Genomic DNA, 16,734 nt, shown 5'->3' on the forward strand with positions numbered 1-16,734 from the left:
CTTAACCCCGGACCGTTATCCTGAATACAAATTGCCACCCGCTGCCCAATTCGCTTCGACGAACAGACAATCTTCGGGCTTGGCTGTCCCAATATCGCCTCTGCGGCGTTTTTGATTAAGTTCAAAAGGACTTGCTCAATTTGTCCCTTGTTCGCAGCGACAAACATGGCATCAGGCGCAAGCCTGATTTCGATCGGTACCGGTGAAATTCTCTCAACGAACTTTACCGTAGCCTGCATGAGGATCTTGAGATCAATTGGTTCGTGCGGGGTTATCGGTTTTGCAATAACTTCGCGGACGGTCTTAACAACCGTCGCAGCGCGGACAATCGCGTCTTGGACCATTGCTAAGCTCTCTTGGAGATGAAAATTCTCATCGACCTCCACCCTGCTTGCAAGGTGCTGACAAGCTGCGAGATAATTGCTTGCGGCGGCAAGCGGCTGATTGAGTTCATGCGCAATCATCGACGCTGCCGTTCCCATCGCGTTAAGGCGCGAAAGTTGCAATAATTCGGCGCGTAAGATTTCTATATTCGCAGCTGCGGTCGTTTCTTCCGTAAGATCACGCAAAAAACTAATGAAGTATTGATTGCCGATCCCACTGTATATTGTGATGGCAAGTTCCACAGGGAATTCATGACCATCCCGGTGCATCGCCTGAACCTTAAGGCGCTTTCCCATGACGTGCGACACCCCGGTGCTCAGATAGCGTTCCATACCGTGCAGATGTCCTGCCCGCTGATTAGCGGGAATGATCAGGTCGGCGACCTTCTGATGCATCGCTTCGGTCTTTGAGTAGCCGAAAATCCGCTGCGCATTATCGTTCCAATCAGCGACCAGGCCGGTATGTCCCATCACCACTACGGCGTCCAAGGACGTTGCAAGCAGCGCGTCGAGGCTCGGGGCAGGTAAGGATTCCATAATGCTCCCAGTTCGGATCAGGTTGCGGCCTTGGAACGGCCATCATTTTGAGTTATAAGCATAATTTCTTGGATGATCGCCGGCTTAATCCCATTTGGCGCTGCACACTACAAAGCGGGGCGTCCGCCATGTAGCGCGCAGGTAAGCATGACACCGACCGCCGTCTCCGCAGTTCCGGTCGTTCCACCTGTCCGACACGGCGCGATTGGGTCAGCCTTGCCACCCGCCCTTTCAAACCGTCGATTTGCTCGGCAATCGACGCGCCCGAAAACGACGTGGTTGGTGCGACCTTTGCGACTGTTGCCGCAAAGAAGGGCATCTGCGTCGTGAATCGACCCTGGTTTGCGTGACGTTCCGGAGACCCTCCGCCACTGACCGGCGGTGCGGCTACGCCGCCACCTCCACCACCAATTTCCCGATCGCGCCGCGCGCCGCCATCTTGGCGATCGCCTTGCCGCCATCCTCGAACGCGAAGGTCTCGGTGACGCGCGGGGCGATCTTGCCGTCTTTCCACAGGCGGAACAGGCGGTCGATATGCGCGCGGTTCGCCTCCGGGTCGCGCGCGGCGAAGGCACCCCAGAACACGCCGCACACGTCGCACGACTTGAGCAACGTCAGGTTGAGCGGCAGGCGCGGGATCCCTGCCGGGAAGCCGACGACGAGATAGCGCCCCTCCCACCCGATCGAGCGCAGCGCGGGTTCGGCATAATCGCCGCCAACCGGATCGTAGATCACGTCATAGCCGCGCTTGCCGCCCGCCGCTTTGAATTGCTCGGCGAGTGCCTTGGACTGGTCCTTGTCGAACGGCGCGCGGGCATAGACGATCGTGTCGTCGGCCCCGGCGTCACGCGCCGCCTGCGCTTTTTCCTCGGACGAAACGGCGGCGACGACGCGCGCGCCGAAGGCCTTGCCAAGTTCGATCGCCGCGAGGCCAACGCCACCCGCTGCGCCCAGCACCAGCAAGGTCTGCCCCTCGGCAAGATGCCCGCGGTCGAGCAACGCGTGGATCGTCGTGCCATAGGTCAGCAGCAGCGCCGACCCTTCGGCGAAGCTCCGCCCCTCCGGCAGGCGGAACAAAGCCGCCGCGGGGAGCGCGATCTTTTCGACCAGCCCGCCCGCACCCGTCGTCGCGATCACGCGATCGCCGACTTTCCAGTCGGTCACGCCGTCACCGACGCTCTCGATCACGCCCGAAATCTCGCTGCCCGGCGCGAACGGGCGCGGTGGCTTGAACTGATACTTGTCCTCGATGATCAGCACGTCGGGATAGTTGATCGAGCACGCCTTGACCGCGACGACGACCTGCCCCGGACCGGCCACCGGATCGGGCAGCTCGTCGAGGACTAGAGTTTCAGGTCCGCCCGCTGCTTTCGACAGAAGTGCCCGCATGTGCCCGTTCTCCGCTCATCCACGGCCGGTGCGTTGCTACCCCGGCTTCGTATTTCGAAATCTGGGTATCCCTTGCCAGTGTCAGGCCGACCTCGTCCAGCCCTTCCATCAGGCATTGGCGGCGGAATGCGTCGAGTTCGAAGCTGAAGCGGTCCTGAAACGGGGTGGTGACGGTCATCGTCTCAAGGTCGACGCTGATCGGCTGGTCCTGCGCGACCTCGAGCAGGCGATCGATCGCGTCCTGCGGGAGGACAACGGTGACGATGCCGTTCTTGAACGCATTGCCCGAGAAAATGTCCGAAAAGCTCGGCGCGATCACCGCCTTGATCCCCATGTCGCCGAGCGCCCAGGCGGCATGTTCGCGGCTCGACCCGCAGCCGAAATTGTCGCCCGCGATCAGGATCGGCGATCCGGCATAGCGCGGATCGTCGAAGATATTGGCGGGATCGGCGCGCACCGTCTCGAACGCGCCCTTGCCGAGCCCCTCGCGCGTGATCGTCTTGAGCCAGTGCGCGGGGATGATGACGTCGGTATCGACATTATTCTTGCCCCACGGATAGGCCTTGCCCGAGACTTGGGTGACGGGCTCCATCACTCGGCCCAGTTCGGGAAAGCAGGCAATTTGGCGATATCGCGCGGGTCGTGCTGGATGATGACGGTCGCTTTCAGGTTTTTGGCAAGCCCTTTGAACCGGCCAAGCGCGGCGAGCGAGTCGGCGCGGTTGGTGTTGAAGCCAGGTACGCCATCGCTGTCATAATTCTCTCGAAAATGCGCGACGTCGCCGCTCAGCAACACATTGCCGCGGCCTGCCAGATGGACGAGCAGACCGTGATGCCCCGGCGTATGCCCCGGCAAATCGAGCATCGTCACGCTGCCGTCGCCGAACACGTCCTTGTCGCCGCTGACGGGCACCGACTTGGCCGTTCCGTCGATCCATGGCGCGAGCGGGAGCTTGCTGGTGCCGGGCTCGCCCGCCTTCAACGCATCGAAATCACCCTTGCCGATCAGCAGCGTCGCACCGGGAAAGGCCGCGGCCTGTCCGATATGGTCGAAATGGTAATGGCTGATGCCGATCATCGAAATCTGTTCGGGCTTGATGCCGACTTGCGCGAGCTGCTCGACCAGCGTCGCGGTGACGGTCGCGTCCATCGGGGCCTTGGGGTCGATCGGCTTGCCCTTCATCGCGGCGGGCAGGCCGGTGTCCCACAGCATGTAGCTGTCGCCATGCTTGATTAAATAACAGCTCGCGGTCAGCCGCTTGCTTTGCCCGACATACGCGCGCGTGTCGGAGAATTGGTCGAGATCGTTGGCGGCGACGGTGCCGCAATCGAGCCGCATCAGCTTGACCGACGCGGTCGCTTTCGGCGCGGCGGTCTGGGCCATCAGGGCAGTGGCGGCGAGCGCGGCGAACAGCAGCTTTTTCATGACAAGTCTCCCCTGGGTCGCGACGTGCGATAGCCGCTCACCAGGCGCGCGCCCATGCTTATTTGGTGGCGACGATGGCGATCGGATTGGAATTGGCGGTCGCGGCAAAAGCGGCGATGCCGCTCAAGACCGTACCAAGCACCAGCAAAACCAGAACGCGTTTCATCAACCATCCCCCCCAGGACCCGACATCAGATCGCGCACGTCGCTCAACCGCCCGGTGATGGCAGCCGCTGCCGCCATTGCCGGCGAAACCAGATGCGTGCGCGCACCCGGCCCTTGCCGTCCTACGAAATTCCGGTTCGACGTGGAAGCACAGCGTTTGCCCGGCGGTACCTTATCCGGGTTCATCGCGAGACACATTGAGCAGCCCGGCTCGCGCCAGTCGAACCCGGCGGCGAGGAAGATGCGGTCGAGCCCCTCGGCCTCGGCCTGACGCTTGACCAGGCCCGAGCCGGGGACGATCATCGCGTGCATCCCATCGGCGACATGCCGGCCGTTGGCCACGGCAGCGGCGGCGCGCAGATCCTCGATCCGGCTGTTGGTGCAGCTGCCGATAAAGACATAGTCGACTGCGACATCCTGCATCGCGGTGCCGGGGGTGAGGCCCATATAGTCGAGCGATTTGCGCGCTGCATCGCGTTTGGCGGGATCGGCAAAGCTGTCGGGATCGGGCACGAATCCGGTGATCGCGACGACATCCTCGGGGCTGGTGCCCCAAGTCAGCTGCGGCTCGATGCTGGTCGCATCGAGCGTTACCAGCGCGTCGTAGCGCGCGTTCGCATCGCTCGGCAGCGTCCTCCAATAGGCGACGGCTTGCGCCCAATCATCGCCCTTCGGTGCCATCGGACGGCCCTTCAAATAGGCGAAGGTCGTCTCGTCGGGCGCGACGAGGCCAGCGCGCGCGCCACCCTCGATCGACATGTTGGCGATCGTCAGCCGCCCCTCGATCGACATCGCGCGGATGATCGATCCGGTATATTCGAGCACATGGCCGGTCCCGCCCGCGGCACCGATCTTGCCGATGATCGCGAGGATCACGTCCTTCGGGCTGACGCCGAAACCGAGCGTGCCGTCGACGCGCACTTCCATCGTCTTCGACTGGCCGAGCAGCAGCGTTTGCGTGGCAAGCACATGCTCGACTTCGCTCGTGCCGATCCCGAAGGCGAGCGCGCCGAGTGCGCCATGCGCCGAGGTATGGCTGTCGCCGCAGACGAGCGTGGTACCGGGCAGCGTAAAGCCCTGTTCTGGGCCGACGACGTGGACGATGCCCTGTTCGGGCGCGGCCGAGTCGATATAGTCAATGCCGAAATCGGCAGTGTTGCGTTCCAGCGCATCGAGCTGCGCGGCACTTTCCGCATCGGCGATCGGCACGCGGTTACCGGCGGCATCGCGCCGCTTTGTCGTCGGCAAATTATGGTCGGGCACCGCCAGCGTCAGGTCCGGACGTCGCACGGCGCGGCCATTGGCCCGCAGACCCGAAAACGCCTGCGGGCTGGTCACTTCATGGACCAGGTGCCGGTCGATATAGATCAGGCACGTCCCGTCGTCGCGACGTTCGACGAGGTGGTCGTTCCAGATTTTTTCGTACAGGGTTAACGGTCGGCTGGCCATGCGCGTGCTTTAACCGATAGATGCGTCGCTGCAAGGGTCGCCAAAGTGTTTATTGCGCATGGGGATGCTCTTGGAGCGCGGCCTTCAGAAACGCCACGCTGTCCGCGAGCACCGGGGAGCGCCCGCGGAACGGGACCGAGAGCGCCATGACCACGCCTTCATGCGTCTGGTCCGGATAGTTTTTGAGCGTGACCGATGCACCCAATGCCTTTAGCCGCGCCGCCAGGTGGATCGCGTTGCGCGGGCGCACGGTCGTATCGGCGGTGCCGGTGACGAGCAGCATCGGTGGCGCATCGGCGCGCGCGAAGGTGATCGGCTGAGTCATCGCCGGATCGGCGGCACCCGAGAACGCGGCGCGCGCACTGTCCGAGGTCCAGGGGTAGAAATCATACGGTCCGCACAAGGGCGCAGCGGCCTTGACGATGCGCGGATCGACCCCGACCGCCTTGAGCCAGCGCTGGTCGAGCGTCAGCATCGCGACGGTGTACGCGCCCGCCGAATGCCCCGAGAGCACGATCTGCGCCGGATCGCCGCCGAATTCGGCGACATGGTCGCGCGTCCATTTCACCGCGTCGGCGCCATCCTGCAGCATGGCCGGGAAGCGGATGTGCGGGACTTTGCGATAATCGGGCACGACGACCACGAAGCCTGCCTTGGCAAAGGCGCGCGCGGCGAAACCGTAAGCGCGGCGGTTGCCCTTGCTCCAGCCGCCGCCATACCAGAAGATCACGACCGGTCGCGTCGTCACCGGGCCGACCGGACGCCATATGTCGAGCGTCTGGCCCTGGCTCCCGAACGCCAGATCCTTGCCGATCCGCTCGACCCCGCGGCCACCGCCGGTCACCTTGTCCAGAAAGCTGAGCAAGCCGGGGGGCGACGTGAGTGCCGCTGCCGATCCGAGGCTCACGATCACCAGCAGGACCAGCGCGACAACGATCCGGCGGATCAAGCGAGATACTTTGCGGTCGTCTTCGCGGCGATCTCGTCGGCGGTGACGCCCGGGGCCATTTCGATCAAGCGGAACGGTGCGGCATGGTCGGGCCGCTGAAACACCGCCAGATCGGTGATGATCATGTCGACGACGTTCTTGCCGGTCAGCGGCAGCGTGCAGGCCGGGATGAATTTCGGGTCGCCGTTCTTCGACGTATGTTCCATCACGACGATGATCCGCTTGACCCCCGCGACCAGATCCATCGCGCCGCCCATGCCCTTGATCATCTTGCCGGGAATCATCCAATTGGCGATGTCGCCATTTTCGGCGACTTCCATCGCGCCGAGCACGGTCAGATCGATATGCCCGCCGCGGATCATCGCGAAGCTGTCGGCGCTCGAGAAATAGGCGCTTTGCGGCAATTCGCTGATCGTCTGCTTGCCGGCATTGATCAGATCGGCATCTTCTTCGCCGGCAAGCGGGAAGGGGCCAATCCCGAGCATACCGTTCTCGGACTGGAGCGTGACCTCGACGCCCGGCGGGATATGGTTGGCGACGAGCGTCGGAATGCCGATGCCGAGGTTGACGTAGAACCCATCCTGCAATTCACGCGCGGCGCGCGCCGCCATTTCGTCGCGAGTCCAAGCCATCAATGGATATCCTTGTTGGGTAGGTAACTGATGATCCCGTCCTCGGCATCTTCAGAGTCGAGCTGGTGCCCGGGATCGGTCGGGCTGCCCCGTTCGGCGTCGAGACCTTCCCAAATGCGGGCTTCCGCCTCGGCTTCGCTGATCCCGGTGGCCTGCGCATAAGCGCGTGCGCCGTGGCGGACGACATCGACCAACGCGATGCCGAGCGCAAACGGATCGGCCCCGATCGGCACGGGGTTGATGAAGCACGTCGTCGGCCCGTCCTTGGTCGCCCAGACGCGCAAGAATTCGCGCGCATCGCGGAGCATCGCGGCATAGGGCTGCAGGTCGATCGGGATCGGCTTTTTCACGGCGTTTGCTCCGTCGGGCTCCAGCGTTTGTCGGCGGGGAAGATGTCGTCGATCCCGCCCTTGAGCGCGGTGCCATAGGCCGGGTTGGGCAGTGTGAACCAGCCCGCGCCAAAGACGGTGATCAGCGGTTCGCGGAGCACCGCTTCACGACGTGCGGCGGGGGTGAGGCCAGAATTGAACAGGTCGCTGAAGTCGCCGAGCTGATCGCCGCCCATTGCGACTACGCAATATCTCGCGGCGATCGTCGCGCGGCGGCCGTCTTTCTTGCTGCCCATTGCGTCATCACCCGATAGGTAAAGCGTTTCGCCGTGGACCGCTGGGCCGAGCCCGGCACCCTCGATCGCGGCGCGCGTCGCATCGGCATTGGCGGCGGAACGGTTGGTGTTGAAGATGACCGCCACGCCCATCTGCCGGATCACGCCGAGCGCGCGGACCGATCCCGGGGTTGCGGCGACGTACGCGGCACCAGTGCGTTCCCACGCTTGCCAGCGCTTCTCGTCATAGCCGCGGCCGGGATGCGCGCTGTCGTCATATTCGAAGCCGAGGTTGAGCAGCACGGTTTCATCGACGTCGAATACGACCGCTTTGGGCTTGGTGCCGCAGGGCACCCATTTCGGCGCGGCGAGCGTCGCATCGGGGGCGAGGACGACCGAGTCCTGCGGCGAGGCCGCGATCTGGCGTGCGACATAGGAGACGATGCTGCGCCAGGTCTGCTGCGAGGCGGCGGCGGCTTCGCCCGAGCCGTAGAGATATTGGATGCCGGGAGGGACGGTGGCGGCGGGGGGTGGGATTGCGGCTGGCGGCGGCGTGGCGGTGCAAGCGGAAAGCGTCAGTGCAGCGATGAGCAAGCCTCTCCCCTTCAGGGGAGGGGTTGGGGTGGGGCGGTGCAACAAAAGCAATCGACGGGCTTGCCGATACGGCCCCACCCCCAACCCCTCCCCTGAAGGAGAGGGGCTTAAGAAGCGCAAGTCGATCACGCCGCCTCGCGCACCGTGCGGAATTCGATTTTCTTGTCGTACGGCGCGCCGAGGATCAGGCGCTGGACGTAAATGCCGGGCAAATGGATGCAGTCGGGATCGAGCGATCCGACGGGCACGATTTCCTCGACCTCGGCCACGCACACCTTGCCCGCGGTCGCCATCGGCTGGTTGAAATTGCGCGCGGTCTTGCGGAAGATGAGGTTGCCGCTCTCATCCGCCTTCCAGCCCTTGATGATCGCGAGATCGGCGCGGATGCCGCGTTCGAGGATATAGTCCTCCGGTCCATTTGGGCCGTCGAAGCTCTTCACGTCCTTGCCCTCGGCGACCAGCGTGCCAACGCCGGTCTTGGTGTAGAAACCGGGAATGCCCGCACCACCCGCGCGGCAGCGCTCGGCGAGCGTCCCCTGCGGGCAGAACTCGACCTCTAATTCGCCCGCCAGATATTGCCGCTCGAATTCCTTATTCTCGCCGACATACGATGCGATCATCTTCTTGACCTGGCGTGTGCGCAGCAGCTTGCCGAGGCCCTCGCCATCGATCCCGGCATTGTTGCTCGCGATCGTCAGGTCCTTGGTTCCGGCGTCGCGGATCGCGTCGATCAGGCGGTCGGGGATGCCGCAAAGGCCGAACCCGCCCGCGCAAATTGTCATCCCGTCATGGAGCAACCCTCCGAGAGCAGCGGCGGCGTCGGGATAGAGTTTGCGCATCGGGAGTGCCTTTCGGATATCGGCGCTGATTAGGGCGGGGAAGGGTGGCCGGTCAAGGCGACCCTGGCCGCTTCAGAGTTTTGTGCCGAACAAATGCCCGATTCCCGCCGTCACCGCCATCGCCAGCGCGCCCCAAAACAGCACGCGGAACGCGCCCTTCCACAGGTTCGCCCCGCCGATTTGCGCGCCGACCGCGCCGAGCACCGCGAGCAGGACCATCGTCGCTGCCACCACCGCTTCGACCAAGGCCGTGCCGCGGAACAGGAAGGCCATCAGGACGGGCAGGATCGCACCGACCGCGAAGCTCGCCGCCGACGCCAGCGCCGCCTGCACCGGGCGCGCCTCCATCGCTTCATGAATGCCGAGCTCGTCACGCATGTGCGCGCCGATCGGATCATGCGCCATCAATTGCTCGGCGACCTGGTTGGCCAGCGCAACGTCAAGCCCGCGCAGGCGGTAGATCGCGGCCAGCTCTTTGGTTTCGGCGTGCGGATCTGCGGCCAGTTCGGCGGTCTCGCGGACGCGTTCGGCAGCTTCGGTGTCGGCTTGCGAGCTGACCGAGACATATTCGCCCGCTGCCATCGACATCGCACCTGCGACCAGCCCTGCAATGCCGGTGAGCAGGATCGTGTTCTGGCTTTGCGCCGCCGCCGCCACGCCGACGATCAGGCTCGCGGTCGACAGGATGCCGTCATTTGCACCCAGCACCGCCGCCCGCATCCAACCGATGCGCTGTACTACATGTCGTTCGCCGTCTCTGATCATGAAATTGCCGTAGCGGGGCGCTGCTCAATAGGCCAGCGCCAAGCCGGGGCGCGGCCATTTCATGCTGACCAGCTGCCCGGTGCCCGACAGTGTGATGTAGGCGGTGCGTAAATCCGGTCCGCCCCAACAGATGTTGGTGGTGAACGGGTCGGGCGTCGGCACGAACGCGACCAGCTCGCCGGCGGGCGAGATTACCGAAATCCCGCTTTCGCCAATCGTCGCGACGCAGATATTGCCGCATGCCTCGACCCCGAGCGAATCGAAGAATTTGTAGCCGGGTGGCCGGTAAAGCGGGATGCCGGCTCCGCCGAGACCAGCGACTTGGTCGATCTTGCCCGGCGCGATCACGTCGAACGCCATCAGGCGGCAGGTATAGGTCTCCGCCGCGTAGAGCCGCTTGCCATCGGGCGAGAGGCCGATGCCATTGGGATTTTCGCTCGGGAAGATCACTTCTTCCAACTGGCTGCCGTCGGCCTTTGCATAGAAGATGCCGGTAATGTCCCGCTCGCGCGGGCGGTTCTTGCCGTGATCGGTGAACCAGAAGCCGCCGTGCGCGTCGAACACGATGTCGTTCGGCCCGCGCAGCACGCAGCCGAAATCGCCATCCTTGTACAGCACCTCGACCGCGCCGGTCGCGAGGTCGATCCGCTCGATCCGCCCGCCCGAATAGTCGTCGGCCTGGCCGTGCGGGATGAGCAGGCCGGCGGGATGTTCGACATAATTGAAGCCGCCATTGTTGCAGCAATAGAGCTGGCCGTCGGGCCCGATCGCGAGGCCATTGGGCCCGCCGCCCGGCTCTGCCACGGTTTCGGTCGACCCGTCGGGCCGCACCCGCGTGATTCGACCAGCAGCAATCTCCACGAGGATCACGCTGCCATCGGGCATCGCGACGGGTCCTTCGGGAAAGCGCAGTCCGCTGGCCAGAGTCTCAAACGTCACATCCTACTCCTCTTTTTCCGCCAGGGTATCGGAAGCGCACGCGTGTCCAAAGCGGCCTCTTGACTACAGACGTAATCGGAACGATTACAGTCGTAGTCATTACGGAGAGCGACTCATGGCCGAACGCATCAGCGATGCCGAACATGCAGTGATGGAAGTGTTGTGGGACGAAAGTCCGCTCACCGCGCAGGACGTCGCCGAGCGAATTCCGATCGGGCGCGACTGGTCCGCCAATACCGTCAAGACGCTGCTCGGGCGTTTGCTGGCCAAACACGTGATCGCGCATGAAGCGGACGGGCGACGCTATCGGTATCGCCCGCTGGTGCAGCGCGAGGACTATGTCGCGGGGGAATCGCGCAAGATGATGGACCGGCTGTTCGGCGGTCGGTTGATGCCGCTGGTCGCGCATCTCGCCGAGCGCGACGCGCTGACCGCGCAGGATATTTCCGAGATCGAGGCGTTGCTGAAGGCGTTAAAGGCATGATCGGCTGGGGAATCGAGGCGCTGGTCGCCTCCACCGTCCTGATGATCGCGGTGCTGTTGCTGCGCGTGCCGATACGCAAGGCGTTCGGCGCACAGATCGCTTATGCGCTGTGGCTGCTCCCGGTGCTGCGGCTGGTGTTGCCGCCGCTTCCGGCCGCATGGTGGCAGGCCACCGCCGTCGCGCCGGTGCAGCGTGCGACCGAGCAAATGACGATCCTGTTCGTCGCGCCGGTGGCCGAGAGCGCTGTTCCGAATTTGCCGATACTGGGGTCGCTGCTCGGCCCCGCGCTGGCGGTGCTGTGGGTTGCGGGTGCGGCGGCGTTCATCGGCTGGCACACGGTTGCGCACCATCGTTTCTGCCGCCGCTTGCTCGACCGCGCGAGCGCGCAGGACAGAGCGGGCGGCGTGCAGATCATCGAGACCGAAGCCGCCAGCGGCCCGCTCGCCTTCGGGGTCTGGCGGCGCTACGTCGCCTTCCCGCGCGATTTCGCCGAACGCTATGAACCGGAAGAGCGCGATCTCGCGCTGGTGCATGAGCTTGGCCACCATGCGCGTGGCGATTTGATCGCCAATTGGATCGCGCTGGTCGTGCTCGCGCTGCACTGGTTCAACCCAATTGCATGGCGCGCGTTTCGCGCGTTCCGCGCCGACCAGGAAATCGCCAACGATGCGCGCGTGCTGGCGGGGATGAACCCGATGCGCCGCCACAGCTATGCCTGCGCGATCCTGAAGGCCGCGCACCCGACATTTTTGGGCGGGACGGTTTCGGCGACGTGCCACCTCCACACCATCGACGATCTGAAAGGGAGACTGAGAATGCTGACGACGATCAAGACTTCGCGGGTGCGTTTGTTGACCGGGGCGGGCGCGCTGGCGCTGCTCGTCACGGGCGGATTGGGCCTGACTGCTTCGGGCACCGCCGCTGCCGCCAAGGTGCGCAGCTCGGTCGAGCGCGCGACTGGGGTGGATTTGGTGAGCCTCGATCAGGCGGCCCCCGCTTCGCCCGCCCCGCCCGCCGAAAGCGCCGAGGCGGCACCCCCTGCGCCCCCCGCGCCGCCGGCTCCTTTAGTGACCAAAAAAGGCGGCACGACCATCATCACCACCGCAGCACCCGATGGGAAGGAGCAGCGTAAAGTCATCCGGATCATTCGACGGAGCAAGGATGGCACGGTGACGACCGACGATCTCGGCGACTGGGCTGACCTGGACCCGATCCGCTGCAAAACCGACAGCAAGGCTGGCGAGATGATCAAGACCTTCGAGAAAAACGGCAAGAAAATCGTCCTGATTTGCTCGGACCTCGCCAAGGTCGTCGCGCACAGCGAAGCGATCGCCGCAAACGGCGCGGCGATGGCAGCGAACAGTAAGACGATGGAGCGCAATGCCTATACCCATGCGCTGAGTGGCCTGCGCGATGCGCGCGCGCGGATGCTGGCGTCGCCCGGCATGAGCGCGGACGAGCGCAAGCGTGTGCTTGAGGGGATCGATATCGCGATCAAGGAGATCGAGGGCGATCTGGCGAAGGTAGAGTAAGGTACCTCCTCGCGCTCGCTTCCCCGGCGGAGGCGGGGCCCCAGTTTCAAGCGCTTCGAAGGGGAGGGCGGCGCTCGAATTTCTAACCGCTCGCAACTGGGCCCCGGCCTTCGCCGGGGAAGGGGCAGGACGGAGGGGTACGCAAACCCTTGCCAAGCCACGCCCGACCCGCCATCTCCGATGACATGAGCGAGCAACTTCCCGGCGTGCCCGAGCAGCTCGAACCGCTTGTTTCCCGGCTGCTCGCGCCAAACCCGTCGCCCTTCACGTCTACCGGCACGCAAGTGCATCTGGTCGGCACCACCGATCTCGCGGTGATCGATCCCGGTCCTGACACCCCCGCGCATATCGACGCGCTGATCGCAGCGATTGCCGGGCGCCCGGTCCGCGCGATTGTCATCACGCACACGCACGGCGATCACAGCCCGGCATCGCGCCCGCTCGCCGCCGCGACGGGGGCACCGATCGTCGGGTGTGCGCCCCTTGCGCGCGATGACGCCGGATTTCGCTTGGACGCATCGTTCGACCACGACTATGCGCCCGATATCGTTCTGGCCGAGGGCGAGAGCGTGACCGGTGACGGCTGGACGCTCACCGCGCTGGCGACGCCGGGCCATACCTCCAACCATCTCGCCTTCGCGCTGCCCGAGGCGCAGGACGGGGCAGGGGCATTGTTTACCGGCGACCATGTGATGGGCTGGTCAACCAGCATCGTCTCCCCGCCCGATGGCGACATGGCGGCGTATATGGCGAGCCTCGAGAAGCTACTGCACCGCGCAGACCGGATTTATTACCCGGCGCATGGCGACCCGGTCGAAAACCCGCAGCGGCTGGCACGCGGGATGCTCGGGCATCGCAAGCAGCGCGAGGGGCAGATCCTGCGATTGCTGCGCACCGCCCCTGCAACGATTCCGGCGATGGTCGCGCGCCTGTATCTCGGCCTCGATCCGCGGCTGTTTCCTGCGGCCGAGCGATCGGTGCTGGCGCATCTGATCGACTTGCGCGATCGCGATTTGGTTATCGAAAACGAGCAAGTTTGGAGCTCGTTTGATCGTTCGGAGGCATCGTGACGGCGACCCCGATCGATCGATCGCCGGTGAAGCTTGCGCTGGCAATCGCGCTGCTGATCGCGGCGATCTTTGCGATCAAGGTCGTTTATGACCGGTACCAGGACGATTACGTGGTCGAGCAAAATGACGATCGCGCAGCGATCGACCGGATTGTCCGGACGACTTTCGCAAAAACCACCGCCTTGAAGGTGGCGACGCTGTCCGGCACCGAGCAGGTGACCGCGCGCGATGTCCGCATGGGCGGTTGGCTGACCTCGGCCAAGGTCGTCAAGATTCCCTTCACCGTCGACTATTTCGTCGATCTCGGCGGGCTGTCCCCCCGGACATACCAGTGGGACGAACGCCGCCGCCGCCTCACCGTTGAAGTTCCCGATGTCAGCGTCGCGCAAGCCAATGTCGACGAAAGCGCGATGACGATCAATCAGACGAGCGGCGTCTGGGTCACGCGCGGTGCCGAAGCGGCGCTGGCCAAGACGATCTCGGCCAAGGCGCAAGGCAATGCGCAGGCCGAGGGGCGCAAGCCCGAGCATCTCGCCGCCGCGCGCGAAAGCGCACGGCGCGGGCAGTCGGCGCTGCTGCACGGTGCGCTGGCGGCGGCAAAGCAGGACGATATCGACGTGGCGATCACCTTTCCGTTCGAACGCCGCAGCGATGGCGAACGTTGGGACACGACCAAGTCGATCGCCGAAGTGCTCGGCAACGGCAGCTGATCGGTTAGGCGGCGAATACCTTGCGCAGCGGGCGCGCCAGCAGCGCGAGTGCCAGCCCGCCGCCGCCGACGATCGCGGCGTGCATCAGCCAGAAGCGCGTCGGGTCCATCGTCTCGTAAAAGCCGCCCAGGCGTCCGCTGATGATGCTCGCGAAGAAAGTCGCCAGATAATTGACCCCGACCAAGGTTCCGCGCAGCGACGGCGGGGATTTGGTCGCATAGAGCGCGAGCGAAATCGGCGCGAAATAGAGCCAGCCGACATTCGAAATGAGATGGAACGCCACCGCCCATAGCAAGGGCGCCCGGCCATCCGCGCCCGACACGAACGGGGCCGCGGCAAGCCACGCGGCGCCGAGCGCGAACACCGCGCAGCCGATCGCCAATTTGCCGATCGCGTCGGGCTCGGCCCCGCGTTGCGCCTGCCAACGCCACAGGCCGAGAAAGGCGGGCATCACCAGGATCGGTGCGACCCCGTCGAGTGCTTGCAGCCACGGCACCGGCACCATGAAGCTGCCGATGCGCAAATTCAGATGATCGCGCACCCACAGATTATAGACATTCCACACCTGGCTTTGCGCGATCCAGAAACAGATCTGCACCGGAAAGACGATCGCGAGCCCGCCGATCCGCGACCAGTCGCTGGCGCTCAGTGTCGCGCGCCCGACCGCCGCCGCGCGCGTCGTGTCCGGCGGCAAATGGCGTTGCCCGACGAGATAGACGATCAGCCCGATCAGCATCCCGAAGCCGGCAAAACCGAAACCGGTGTGCCAGTCATAGGCGGTCGCCAGCGCGCCGGTGACGATCGGCGCGATGAACGCGCCGAGATTGATCGCGACATAATAAAGCTGGAACGCGTCGGCCTCGCGTCGGTCGCCATCGGCGTAAAGCGATTTGACCTGCGCGCTGAGATTGCCGCGCAACAGCCCCGCGCCGAGGATCAGCAGCAACAGCGCCAGCAGGAAGGTGCGATCGAACGCCAGCGCAAAATGCCCCGCCGTCATCAGCAGCGCGCCGAGCAACACCGCGATCCGCCGCCCGGTAAAGCGGTCACCGATCCATCCGCCGAGTACCGGCGTAAAATAGATCAGCCCCACATAGAGCCCAAAGGTCTGCGCGGCGAGCGCCTGCACCGAGAGCGGGCCGGTGACTCCCTCGACGATGCTCCTGAACCCGGCAAACCCCGCGACGTGTTCGACATGCCCCGGCAGCAGCAGCGCGCCGACCATGTACAGCACCAGCAGCGCCTGCATCCCGTGGAAGGAGATGCGGTCCCACAATTCGGTCCCCGCGAGCACCCACAGCCCGCGCGGCTGGCCCCAGAGGTCACTGCGGTGCACGGCGGCGGACGCGCGGTCTGCCAAGGGAAGTGTAGCCATTGCCAGAGGCTTGCACGGCCCGCGGCGGCTGGCAAGCCGTGCGTGGCGCGGCCCCGCAGCGCTTGAAAACGGGCGCTTTTGTGGTAGACGGTCGGCGATGTGACATCCGGGGGGAATGATCATGGCGACGTTGGCAGCACCGCGCATCGCGCAAGCGCGCGGCGAACCGTTTTTCCTGTGGAGCGCAGTGGCGATGGCGGCGGTCATCGTCGCGGGCTTCTCGCTGCAATTGGCGATGGGGCGGTCGAGTTTTGCGGCGTCGCCAGCGCTGGTCCATGCGCACGCAATCGTCTTCATGGGCTGGGTCGCGATCTATGTGACGCAAAACGCGCTGGTCGCGGGGGAATCGATGGCGTTGCATCGCCGCCTTGGCTGGATCGCCACGGGCTGGATCGTCGCGATGGTCGTGCTTGGCTGCGCGGTGACGCTGGCGATGGTGCGCGGCGGGCGCGTGCCGTTCTTTTTCACGCCGCTGCAATTTCTGGTGTTCGACCCGGTTTCGCTGCTGTCCTTTGCCGGCCTCACCGTCGCGGCGGTCATGCTGCGGCGGCAGACCGATTGGCATCGGCGGTTACATTATTGCGGTATGTCGATCCTGCTTGGGCCGGCTTTTGGCCGGTTGCTGCCGATGCCGTTCCTCATCCCCTGGGCGTACGAACTGACCTTTGTGGCGGTGATGATCTTCCCGCTGATCGGGGTGATCGCCGACGTGCGCAGCACCGGTCGCGTGCATCCCGCCTGGGGCTGGGGGATCGGGACGATCGTGCTGGCGACGCTCGTTCTGGTCGAGATCGTCACCTATAGTCCGATCGGGCTGGCGTTGTATGATGCCGTCACCGCGGGGTCCGCCGGGGCTTCGATTGCGCCGCGCGCGTACGCGCCATTCCCGCCGC

At 64.7% G+C, this 16,734-nt stretch carries 18 protein-coding genes; 5 read left to right on the plus strand and 13 right to left on the minus strand.

The annotated features are described in order from the left end of the window. From ABWP09_RS09070 to ABWP09_RS09125, 12 genes are all read right to left on the minus strand, one after another. Positions 1-920 (minus strand): PAS domain S-box protein (locus ABWP09_RS09070; protein ID WP_353204823.1); only part of this gene is annotated, 920 nt, incomplete at its 3' end. A 387-nt stretch (positions 921-1,307) separates the two neighbouring features. Continuing rightward, a complete protein-coding gene (locus ABWP09_RS09075; RefSeq protein ID WP_353204824.1) occupies positions 1,308-2,309 on the minus strand; it encodes an NADPH:quinone oxidoreductase family protein in 1,002 nt (333 codons plus the stop codon). Continuing rightward, positions 2,272-2,901: a 3-isopropylmalate dehydratase small subunit gene (gene leuD, locus ABWP09_RS09080; RefSeq protein ID WP_353204825.1), complete on the minus strand. Its 630-nt coding sequence runs from the start codon at positions 2,899-2,901 to the stop codon at positions 2,272-2,274. Before leuD ends, ABWP09_RS09075 begins: the two co-directional genes overlap by 38 nt. Then, positions 2,901-3,734, minus strand: coding sequence for an N-acyl homoserine lactonase family protein (locus ABWP09_RS09085; RefSeq protein ID WP_353204826.1), 834 nt, complete (start codon positions 3,732-3,734; stop codon positions 2,901-2,903). Before ABWP09_RS09085 ends, leuD begins: the two co-directional genes overlap by 1 nt. A gap of 165 nt (positions 3,735-3,899) precedes the next feature. After that, positions 3,900-5,348, minus strand: a complete 1,449-nt coding sequence (gene leuC, locus ABWP09_RS09090) for a 3-isopropylmalate dehydratase large subunit (protein WP_353204827.1) — start codon at positions 5,346-5,348, stop codon at positions 3,900-3,902. A gap of 49 nt (positions 5,349-5,397) precedes the next feature. Further along, complete coding sequence (locus tag ABWP09_RS09095) at positions 5,398-6,294, minus strand: alpha/beta hydrolase (protein WP_502959783.1); 897 nt, start codon at positions 6,292-6,294, stop codon at positions 5,398-5,400. Next, a complete protein-coding gene (locus ABWP09_RS09100) occupies positions 6,294-6,929 on the minus strand; it encodes a CoA transferase subunit B (RefSeq protein WP_353204829.1) in 636 nt (211 codons plus the stop codon). The genes ABWP09_RS09095 and ABWP09_RS09100 overlap by 1 nt, the downstream gene beginning before the upstream one ends. Then, complete coding sequence (locus ABWP09_RS09105) at positions 6,929-7,279, minus strand: DUF5076 domain-containing protein (RefSeq protein ID WP_353204830.1); 351 nt, start codon at positions 7,277-7,279, stop codon at positions 6,929-6,931. Before ABWP09_RS09105 ends, ABWP09_RS09100 begins: the two co-directional genes overlap by 1 nt. Next, the gene (locus ABWP09_RS09110) at positions 7,276-8,127 is read right to left on the minus strand and encodes an HAD family acid phosphatase (RefSeq protein WP_353204831.1); all 852 of its coding nucleotides are present in this window, start codon (positions 8,125-8,127) and stop codon (positions 7,276-7,278) included. Before ABWP09_RS09110 ends, ABWP09_RS09105 begins: the two co-directional genes overlap by 4 nt. A 125-nt stretch (positions 8,128-8,252) precedes the next feature. Then, the gene (locus ABWP09_RS09115; protein WP_353204832.1) at positions 8,253-8,966 is read right to left on the minus strand and encodes a CoA transferase subunit A; all 714 of its coding nucleotides are present in this window, start codon (positions 8,964-8,966) and stop codon (positions 8,253-8,255) included. A gap of 72 nt (positions 8,967-9,038) precedes the next feature. Beyond that, complete coding sequence (locus ABWP09_RS09120) at positions 9,039-9,731, minus strand: VIT1/CCC1 transporter family protein (protein ID WP_353204833.1); 693 nt, start codon at positions 9,729-9,731, stop codon at positions 9,039-9,041. A gap of 24 nt (positions 9,732-9,755) precedes the next feature. After that, positions 9,756-10,670, minus strand: a complete 915-nt coding sequence (locus ABWP09_RS09125) for an SMP-30/gluconolactonase/LRE family protein (protein WP_353204834.1) — start codon at positions 10,668-10,670, stop codon at positions 9,756-9,758. Between the two features lie 115 nt (positions 10,671-10,785). On the opposite strand from ABWP09_RS09125, the gene ABWP09_RS09130 reads away from it, so the two are divergent. The 4 genes from ABWP09_RS09130 (at position 10,786) to ABWP09_RS09145 (ending at position 14,466) form a co-directional block, all read left to right on the plus strand. Next, positions 10,786-11,154: a BlaI/MecI/CopY family transcriptional regulator gene (locus ABWP09_RS09130; RefSeq protein WP_353204835.1), complete on the plus strand. Its 369-nt coding sequence runs from the start codon at positions 10,786-10,788 to the stop codon at positions 11,152-11,154. Further along, positions 11,151-12,686, plus strand: a complete 1,536-nt coding sequence (locus ABWP09_RS09135; RefSeq protein WP_353204836.1) for a M56 family metallopeptidase — start codon at positions 11,151-11,153, stop codon at positions 12,684-12,686. The genes ABWP09_RS09130 and ABWP09_RS09135 overlap by 4 nt, the downstream gene beginning before the upstream one ends. Before the next feature lie 185 nt (positions 12,687-12,871). Next, on the plus strand, positions 12,872-13,756 hold the full coding sequence (locus tag ABWP09_RS09140) for an MBL fold metallo-hydrolase (RefSeq protein ID WP_353204837.1): 885 nt from the start codon (positions 12,872-12,874) through the stop codon (positions 13,754-13,756). Next, positions 13,753-14,466 carry a DUF4230 domain-containing protein gene (locus ABWP09_RS09145; protein WP_353204838.1) on the plus strand — a complete coding sequence of 238 codons (714 nt, stop codon included), beginning with the start codon at positions 13,753-13,755 and terminating at the stop codon, positions 14,464-14,466. The genes ABWP09_RS09140 and ABWP09_RS09145 overlap by 4 nt, the downstream gene beginning before the upstream one ends. Before the next feature lie 4 nt (positions 14,467-14,470). Here ABWP09_RS09145 and ABWP09_RS09150 read toward each other — a convergent pair whose 3' ends face one another. Beyond that, positions 14,471-15,841: a peptide MFS transporter gene (locus ABWP09_RS09150; RefSeq protein WP_353204839.1), complete on the minus strand. Its 1,371-nt coding sequence runs from the start codon at positions 15,839-15,841 to the stop codon at positions 14,471-14,473. A gap of 121 nt (positions 15,842-15,962) precedes the next feature. On the opposite strand from ABWP09_RS09150, the gene ABWP09_RS09155 reads away from it, so the two are divergent. After that, on the plus strand, positions 15,963-16,734 hold a 772-nt coding region (locus ABWP09_RS09155), incomplete at its 3' end, for a hypothetical protein (RefSeq protein WP_353204840.1).

This window comes from Sphingomonas sp., from assembly GCF_040398505.1.
Classification (GTDB): Bacteria; Pseudomonadota; Alphaproteobacteria; order Sphingomonadales; family Sphingomonadaceae; genus Sphingomonas.